This window comes from Exiguobacterium sp. A1_3_1, from assembly GCF_048985645.1.
Classification (GTDB): domain Bacteria; phylum Bacillota; class Bacilli; order Exiguobacteriales; family Exiguobacteriaceae; genus Exiguobacterium_A; species Exiguobacterium_A indicum.
The window spans coordinates 1-7,274 of record NZ_WBYY01000165.1 but is presented as its reverse complement, the minus strand read 5'-3'; the positions used below and the strand labels follow the sequence as shown (position 1 = coordinate 7,274).

Below are 7,274 nucleotides of genomic sequence, written 5' to 3'. Positions count from 1 at the left end.
AGAGACAGCTACTCAAAAGGATGAATAGTCTAGTCATTCACTTTTCTAAAAATTCTCGCAGTTTGTTGTGTTCTATTCTTGCATAAATCGTGTGAAATAAAAACTAGTTTTTTGCAAGAAATATAATTCCTTTTACTGGATGTTGAATTAGCATACGAATGCAATCGATTGCATAATTACAAAAAAAGTAGAAGAAGAGACATGCCTCCTTCTACTTCATTATGTAAACTAAATCTTTTTTTAAGTGTTAATTATCCTTTCTTTACTTTTCAAGAGATCGTTGTTTTTTTGCGTTTGACGATCAACAAAACGATCACGAATAGAAACTCAAGGATTGTAAAGATGCCGACGAAGAAATAGACGACTAACACCTGACTAATCCCATCGACAGCAATCGTGTAAAACCACAGTAATGAAATGCCCGTCGTATAAAAAAGATTGATGATTGTTCCACTAATCAGACTAGCTTTCAAACTTTTCTTACTCCGCGCCTGGCTCACGATGATGATGATGGCACCGATCACCCAGACGATGAGTATGAGTTCAAGGATAGTCTTATCGTTCCATTGTAGATCCATGATTTACTCTCCTTTTCAATAGGCTGATTGAATGCGATTGATACCTATATTTTACAGCAATACAAACTCTTCTAGCCTTATGAAAGTTAAGCAAATAAGTTTTTAAAGATCCAAATCAGAATAGTCTTTCATTTTCCTAACCCGAACACTTTCCTCCTGACCGATTTGATCGGTTTCTTTCAAACGGTGCTGAACGACGAGCAACACCAATACGATCGCAGATAGCACACAAATTGTCGCATAATATGGGTGTGTAAATCGCTCCAACTCAATCGCCGATAGCACCTGTAAGATTGTCAATCCCGCAAGCATCCCGTGAAAATACCTTTGATAGTTGCGCGGTATTCCTGGCTGTCTGAACGTCTCATACCAAATGTATAAGCCAAGTCCGAACGCGAGTCCGTTCAGGATCGGCGAAGGAAGGAGGAAGAGAAGAATGCCGAGACCAAGCATCAACCAAGCGTATCGAATAGCAGGCTTAAAGAATGCAGGATCGAGCTGCGCTTTCTCTTCCTCGATGACTGGCGCTGCTTTCTCTTCTTCGGTCAACGGTCGAAACCCAAGGGCTTCTTTCGCTTCTGCTAACTCTAGCATTCGTTTCTTCATCCCGAAATAAAACGGAAAACGTTCTTTGACGACCTCCCCTTCATCCGTTTGACCATCCGCTTGCTCTTGCACGGATACCTGATACAGCGTGCGCCCCATCCGGTAACTGACCCAGTAGTCGGTCGCTTGACCATTGTCGCGCTTGAGTTCAATCACCTTCGTTTGTTGATTCGTCATGATATGTGATTCCTTTCGTCGCAAGTTCCTGTAATTGTCCTGACGCATATAACAGGAGAATGAACCCTGAAATGAGACAGACCGCTCCGTTAATCGAGAGATTGATTGGTGATAAATAGTTTTTTGATGAGCCCGCTAAGGCGAACATGAAAAGTGCTCCTGACCAGCGATACATGCGAGTACGTGCAGATTTTCCTTCGAGATGCATCGGCCAGAAAATCATCAGAACGACGAGTGTTATGTATCCTGGAATCGGCAAGATATCAGTCAGCGTCAGTAATCCACTGAATAAGATCAATAGAGCGCTTAAAATACGCAACTTTATGATGCGTCGGTCGGCTCGAAAATCCATCGCTTCAGACAGAGCAAAAGGTGACCGGATATATCCATCGTCTAATTTTTCACGAACCCACGTTTTTTTCTGGCGATACGCGAGGAACGGATTTTTGAAAATAATCCGCTTCGTTGCAGACTCTTCATTCGTTTCCATCATATCCTCGCTATCGATTGCCTGCTCTTTTTGGGCAACACCTTCCCGGCAGAATAAAGTGCGCCCCTCTTGGTGAAAGACGATGTGATACACACGATCGTCGATTTGTTTTACTAATTGAATCATGATTTGTGCTCCCTTTATCTTACCTTCTACATTTTTATAGGTCTCACCATGCTGCGCTGACCACGTATAGTATGAACAGTCCACCTAAGACACAGACATAACCATAATGTCTGACGGTCAACGAACAAAATAAGATGACGCCAATTGACAAAATGATACTGAGTACGAATGAATCCACCGTGTCGATGCTATCCCCGTGTCCCGCTAGCGGTGTCTTTTTCGCATGCTTTGAGCGGATAAAATAGATGCCTAACGTCAACAAGAATATCCCGACACCAAGACCAATAAACGGTACCACCATCGACGTCTCCTCCGATTATGTTTTTTTAATATGTTTGTTTCATGAAGTTATTATACAACTATTAATTACGATATTTTTCTTTATTAAGTTTCATTGAAAAATTTTCTATGTATGATTTTTTCTTTTAAATCTTCTTTTTTACAAAAGGAGTGCAAAACTATTTACGCTTCCATCGCACCAGTCTGCACTCCTATTTCGCATTGATGTATTCACTTTTCTTATGTAAGATTCTTGTCCGAAAAAAATCAGGTCATGGACCTGTACCACAAGAGACCGCATACTTTTCTTCACTCACCTTCTTCGAATAACAGACAAAAGGAGTTCCGCCTGTTTCACTTTTCCAATGGTACCAAAACATATGGTAACGCTCTGCTTGTGGATCTTGTTCCGTGATGATTGCAAAGTAACTTTGATAGAAATAGCCTTCTTTATAAAGTTCGTGTCTTAGAGCACCTCTCGGCGAAGCATCCGTAAACAGAACTGGTGATAGGATCGGCATGAGTAGTACGATGATAGCTAATGTTCCGAAACATATCAGGACTATTTTCTTTCTGTTCTTTTTCTTAGAATTCGATCTACCCATCTTTTTCATCCTCCCCTTATTTATTTTTTTTGTTATATAGTAACGTTATCCATACAACAGAAAGAGGTTTTGATATTGAAGAAAACTATTTTATTATCACTCTCTTTAAGTGTACTTCTATCTTCTGGCTTTTTGATCAGTAACGCAATAGCGACTTCTAATATTTCACAGGAAAAATATGAAAGCACGGTTTCAAAGGAGCAAGCCTCACTTTTTTCACGAAAGTCCTAGAACAACAAAAAGCGGATTTTTTAAACAATACGCCGTTGGCACACACCAATCAATCGAGATTATCTTCACGCGACGAGGCTGTATTAATTTTTCTATCTAGTACAAAAGTGGATAAACAACAGCTACATTCATTTAGTTATAAAATTTCTAACGTAAAAGTGTACTCCGAAAATCAACGAAATTATGCTGAAGCTTATGTAACACGAACTTTTAACTTCGGAAGTGGGCTTGAAACGGGTTTAGGTGATACATTAGTGCTCGAAATCCAATCAAGTCCAGATGATTTGAAAGGATCATCTCACACCATTTCCTCGAGTAAATCAACGAGTGAAGTAAATGAGAAGTTCTCTGTTGATGAATTTTTAGAAAAGTATGAAGCAGAGGCAACAAAATAAAATAACGTACAGCTACGTCTAAGAAAAACTACATCGGATATTTTGCTAACGTCCTGCTTTACAACACGATTAATGCTCAGCACTAGTTGATATAGTCATACGAGTTCACTTGTTTTGAATAAAGTACAACTTATGCTATATTTCGTTTTGGTAATTCTTTTAACGAAGGAATCAGTCATTGTATTTTAATTTTATGGATGAAGGAGTTATCGTGTTGAGTAAATTTAGTATTCCTGTCGAAGCTGCTTTAAAAGTAATCGGCGGGAAATGGAAAGTCGTCATCTTGTGCCACTTGTTTAAAGATAAGTACCGGACGAGTGAGTTGAAACGCCTCATGCCGAATGTCTCTCAAAAAATGCTGGTCCAGCAATTAAGAGAATTAGAACAGGACGGTGTCATTCGACGTGTCATCTATCACCAAGCTCCACCTAAGGTCGAATATGAGTTAACGGACTATGGACGATCATTAAAATCGACCATGGATGTCTTATGTGACTGGGGAGAGCAACATCTCCAAAATGAACACTTGAAGAATAGCTGTTAATGTTTTTGTACTTCCCTAAACAGCCCTGCATTTTCGAATGCAGGGCTGTTTGCTGTTTGATTTTTTTTACTTCCCTCGCCCCTGTGATTTAGGAAAAGTCACTTTTTGGTGACTATGGAACTTTAAAGTGCCGTCTTCTTATTTCTGATTGCTCCCGATATGATGATGTCACACAGACAGCATGATTTTTTGCTGTAATTTTGATAAAGGAGCTAGATGAATATGAAAATCTCTACAGTACGGTTAAACAATGGCGTGGACATGCCACAAGTCGGATATGGCGTATTTCGTGTCGAGGACGGTGCGGATCTCGAGCAAGCGGTCGTGACTGCGATTCGCGAAGGCTATCGTAGTATCGATACTGCAGCCATCTATGGTAACGAACAAAGTGTCGGCAGAGGCATTGCGAAAGCTATCGAAGAAGGACTCGTAACACGCGAAGAACTATTCGTGACATCAAAAGTCTGGAATGCACATGGATCATATGAAGAAACACTTGTTGCTTACGCAGAATCCTTAGAAAAAATGCAGTTGGAGTACCTCGATCTCTACTTGATCCATTGGCCAGGGAAAGCTAAGTATCAAGCTCCTTGGAAAGCACTTGAAGAATTGGTTCAAACGGACAAGGTCCGCGCGATTGGTGTGAGTAATTTTCAAATCCACCATCTCGAAGACTTACTGCAACATGCATCCATCATACCTGTCGTCAATCAAATCGAACTCCATCCGAAGCTAACTCAGTCAGAGTTGCGTCAATTCTGCAGTGAACATGGGATTCAAATTGAAGCCTGGTCACCGCTTATGAATGCGGAACTTCTAGAAAATGAGGTCATTCAGGAGCTCGCTACACAATACAAAAAATCAGCTGCTCAAATCATTCTACGATGGGATATTCAGCAGGGCATCATCACGATTCCTAAGTCCATGACGCCTTCACGGATGCAAGAAAATCTGCGCATCACTGATTTCGAAATCCTTCCAGAAGATATGGAACGATTAAACCAATTGAATGAGAATCTTCGGAGTGGACCGGATCCAGATACGTTTGACTTCTGATTGCTCTTAATAGTCTTATTTCAAGTTTGAGGATGTAGTAGAAAAAATCAATCGGACGAAGAAAGTTTATTATTCGGGTCTATAAAATAGAAGCACACATCTCTTTTACGATGTGTGCTTCTTTGCAATCATAACTAGATTACGTAAGTGAATAGATTAGTTAGATACATCGCTAGACCAATGAATATCAATCTCATAAAAAGAAGTTGTACTCTCCTCAATTCCTTCCATATCAATCGTATCTAACACTTGAATGTCCTCATGTGATAAGGTAATAACCTGAGATGGATTCTCTATTTTCAAGTGATATAATGTTTCTAGGAGCACCAGCTGTCGTTCCGTGAGTTCGTAGTACTCTTCCCAATATGCCAGTCCAGCTTCGTAACCCGACGCCTGTATTTCAAATAGACTTGATCCCCGATCCATCATTTCTTCGTATTGATGACTAGAAAAAGATTGCCGATCATCTCCCCACAAGACAGTAGTGACGACCGGGAGAATGACTCCTTCAATATCATCTAATAGATATTGAAAAGTATCATCTACAGCTATTTTTTGTACTTTTTCTGGAGCTTCGATTAGCAAGTCATTTGCTTCTATAGTCTCTTCAAAAAATTCTTCGTTTCGAAAGCCCGCCACAAAAAAATCCTGTCCAAATGTTACTGTTCCTCTACAGCCTTGACCATCATTCGTACTGTAATGATCACCATCCCACGAATGCTCATAAGCAAAATCCGGGTTATTCGCGACAAAGATAGCATGAGCGATTGAAGCGAGTATACATCCCTGCCATATGGTTTGACGATTCCATCCTGAATCCATGATTTGATTCTTATTCATTCATACCTCCTGTTTTTAAAACAGTTATGGAAATTCTTCTAATTCACTTGAGGAGTTCAAGCATCCACTAGATGATTTACTGTCATTGTGCGATATATTAAGACTTTATTTAAACTTCTTTCTAAGCTTCTGATGATCGTTATTCTCGATTTTTTGGAGTTCTTTCACCCAATCACGGATATCTTCCTCACAGTGCAGATATTCGCTAGGGCTATAGAGTAAGTCCATGCCATACACTGTAGTTAAGCCTTGAAAAACTAAAATATCGTAATCTGTAGTCTCCCATCCTTCTTTATTTTCTAAAACCATCATCCATTTATAAGCCCAATCAGACACTTCTTCTCTAGAAAGTTTATTTTCTAAAACCAATTCTAATTTCGCTATGATGTCAGGTATACGAGGCGTCTTCATTTGATCCTCCATTATTCTCTAAACCTCTAGGATGTTCTATCAGATCGTGTATGATCGATATTCTATCTTTCAAATAGCTATCAATAACCATTTACACGAGTGGTTTACGGTTAAAATTTACTAACTCATCTGTCTCAAACAAAAGATCTTCAAATTGATCCGCTCCGTGTTTTTCAATATATTTCTCCTCAGATTCAAAAATCGGTACGAACCAGACTGGCAATACGGTATCTGGCTCATTCCCAACATTAGAATCTGTTTCAAATAGGAAGAAGGATTCATCAAAGTACACAGGACTTGTAACATAAACAGAGGAGAACTGATACTTTTCAAATATTCCTTCAGGGAGTGGATAATACTCTGCTGCATTAAATGCATGTCCTGTTCTCATAGCGTACTCAGCCAATTGCCAGAGTAAATAAATGATCTCGTCCTGAACGTCTGGTTGTTCCGCTGACATCATTATTTCTTGATGCATCAGTGAACCATCTTCCGTTTGGAGTGGATGAAAAAGTAATCCAAGGGATGCAATCGTATAGGTTTCCTTAAATGGTGCATCTTTGAATTTCAAGATTTGGACGTTCTTTTGTTCAAGTTCCTCGATTGGAAATGCTTCCGTGAATTCTCCGCAATGCTGTTCTAAATGATCAAGATAATTCATTAAATCAACCTCCGTTTGAGTATCGTTTTAATACTTCTAAACCAATCTGTGATCCCAACATAAATAGTCATTTCAAATTGTCATTGATTTCTTTTAATCGATCTTCGAATTCGTATACAGCTGCTCGATCACCCCACGTTCCTGAGGGATTGATTACCGCTCGTGCCTTTTCCTCTTCAACATACACTCTTTCTCCATAAATACCTCGAGTAATGTAGTAGTATTCTTCATCAGAATCTAAGCTAGGTACACTACCAAATAGTAATGGCGTCTCA

At 39.6% G+C, this 7,274-nt stretch carries 12 protein-coding genes; 3 read left to right on the top strand and 9 right to left on the bottom strand.

Going from position 1 to position 7,274, the window contains the following annotated elements:
* Positions 1-269 precede the first annotated feature (269 nt).
* The 5 genes from F8N00_RS14730 to F8N00_RS14710 form a co-directional block, all read right to left on the bottom strand.
* The gene (locus F8N00_RS14730; RefSeq protein ID WP_421018462.1) at positions 270-578 is read right to left on the bottom strand and encodes a hypothetical protein; all 309 of its coding nucleotides are present in this window, start codon (positions 576-578) and stop codon (positions 270-272) included.
* A gap of 102 nt (positions 579-680) precedes the next feature.
* Positions 681-1,361, bottom strand: coding sequence for a hypothetical protein (locus tag F8N00_RS14725; protein ID WP_421018461.1), 681 nt, complete (start codon positions 1,359-1,361; stop codon positions 681-683).
* The gene (locus F8N00_RS14720; protein ID WP_421018460.1) at positions 1,333-1,977 is read right to left on the bottom strand and encodes a hypothetical protein; all 645 of its coding nucleotides are present in this window, start codon (positions 1,975-1,977) and stop codon (positions 1,333-1,335) included. The genes F8N00_RS14725 and F8N00_RS14720 overlap by 29 nt, the downstream gene beginning before the upstream one ends.
* Positions 1,978-2,020: 43 nt before the next feature.
* Entirely contained in the window at positions 2,021-2,278 is a 258-nt protein-coding gene (locus tag F8N00_RS14715) for a hypothetical protein (RefSeq protein ID WP_075642221.1), read from the bottom strand.
* Between the two features lie 250 nt (positions 2,279-2,528).
* Positions 2,529-2,861, bottom strand: a complete 333-nt coding sequence (locus F8N00_RS14710; RefSeq protein WP_421018459.1) for a hypothetical protein — start codon at positions 2,859-2,861, stop codon at positions 2,529-2,531.
* 338 nt (positions 2,862-3,199) lie between these two features.
* Here F8N00_RS14710 and F8N00_RS14705 point away from each other — a divergent pair, with 338 nt between their 5' ends.
* From F8N00_RS14705 to F8N00_RS14695, 3 genes are all read left to right on the top strand, one after another.
* Entirely contained in the window at positions 3,200-3,487 is a 288-nt protein-coding gene (locus F8N00_RS14705) for a hypothetical protein (RefSeq protein WP_421018458.1), read from the top strand.
* Positions 3,488-3,701: 214 nt separating this feature from the next.
* Positions 3,702-4,031 carry a winged helix-turn-helix transcriptional regulator gene (locus tag F8N00_RS14700; RefSeq protein ID WP_035397757.1) on the top strand — a complete coding sequence of 110 codons (330 nt, stop codon included), beginning with the start codon at positions 3,702-3,704 and terminating at the stop codon, positions 4,029-4,031.
* Between the two features lie 216 nt (positions 4,032-4,247).
* Positions 4,248-5,087, top strand: coding sequence for an aldo/keto reductase (locus F8N00_RS14695; RefSeq protein ID WP_174316204.1), 840 nt, complete (start codon positions 4,248-4,250; stop codon positions 5,085-5,087).
* A 156-nt stretch (positions 5,088-5,243) separates the two neighbouring features.
* Here the strand turns inward: F8N00_RS14695 and F8N00_RS14690 are convergent, their stop codons facing one another.
* From F8N00_RS14690 to F8N00_RS14675, 4 genes are all read right to left on the bottom strand, one after another.
* Positions 5,244-5,927 carry a hypothetical protein gene (locus F8N00_RS14690; RefSeq protein WP_421018457.1) on the bottom strand — a complete coding sequence of 228 codons (684 nt, stop codon included), beginning with the start codon at positions 5,925-5,927 and terminating at the stop codon, positions 5,244-5,246.
* 105 nt (positions 5,928-6,032) lie between these two features.
* Positions 6,033-6,338: a hypothetical protein gene (locus tag F8N00_RS14685; RefSeq protein WP_421018456.1), complete on the bottom strand. Its 306-nt coding sequence runs from the start codon at positions 6,336-6,338 to the stop codon at positions 6,033-6,035.
* A gap of 91 nt (positions 6,339-6,429) precedes the next feature.
* Positions 6,430-6,999, bottom strand: a complete 570-nt coding sequence (locus F8N00_RS14680; RefSeq protein ID WP_421018455.1) for a suppressor of fused domain protein — start codon at positions 6,997-6,999, stop codon at positions 6,430-6,432.
* A 67-nt stretch (positions 7,000-7,066) separates the two neighbouring features.
* On the bottom strand, positions 7,067-7,274 hold a 208-nt coding region (locus F8N00_RS14675), incomplete at its 5' end, for a hypothetical protein (protein WP_421018454.1).

What these genes read in the sequence shown, in the direction of transcription:
- F8N00_RS14730 (WP_421018462.1), bottom strand. Translation starts at nt 578, where the DNA reads ATGGATCTACAATGGAACGATAAGACTATCCTTGAACTCATACTCATC.
- F8N00_RS14715 (WP_075642221.1), bottom strand. Translation starts at nt 2,278, where the DNA reads ATGGTGGTACCGTTTATTGGTCTTGGTGTCGGGATATTCTTGTTGACG.
- F8N00_RS14725 (WP_421018461.1), bottom strand. Translation starts at nt 1,361, where the DNA reads ATGACGAATCAACAAACGAAGGTGATTGAACTCAAGCGCGACAATGGT.
- F8N00_RS14685 (WP_421018456.1), bottom strand. Translation starts at nt 6,338, where the DNA reads ATGAAGACGCCTCGTATACCTGACATCATAGCGAAATTAGAATTGGTT.
- F8N00_RS14710 (WP_421018459.1), bottom strand. Translation starts at nt 2,861, where the DNA reads ATGGGTAGATCGAATTCTAAGAAAAAGAACAGAAAGAAAATAGTCCTG.
- F8N00_RS14690 (WP_421018457.1), bottom strand. Translation starts at nt 5,927, where the DNA reads ATGAATAAGAATCAAATCATGGATTCAGGATGGAATCGTCAAACCATA.
- F8N00_RS14680 (WP_421018455.1), bottom strand. Translation starts at nt 6,999, where the DNA reads ATGAATTATCTTGATCATTTAGAACAGCATTGCGGAGAATTCACGGAA.
- F8N00_RS14695 (WP_174316204.1), top strand. Translation starts at nt 4,248, where the DNA reads ATGAATATGAAAATCTCTACAGTACGGTTAAACAATGGCGTGGACATG.
- F8N00_RS14720 (WP_421018460.1), bottom strand. Translation starts at nt 1,977, where the DNA reads ATGATTCAATTAGTAAAACAAATCGACGATCGTGTGTATCACATCGTC.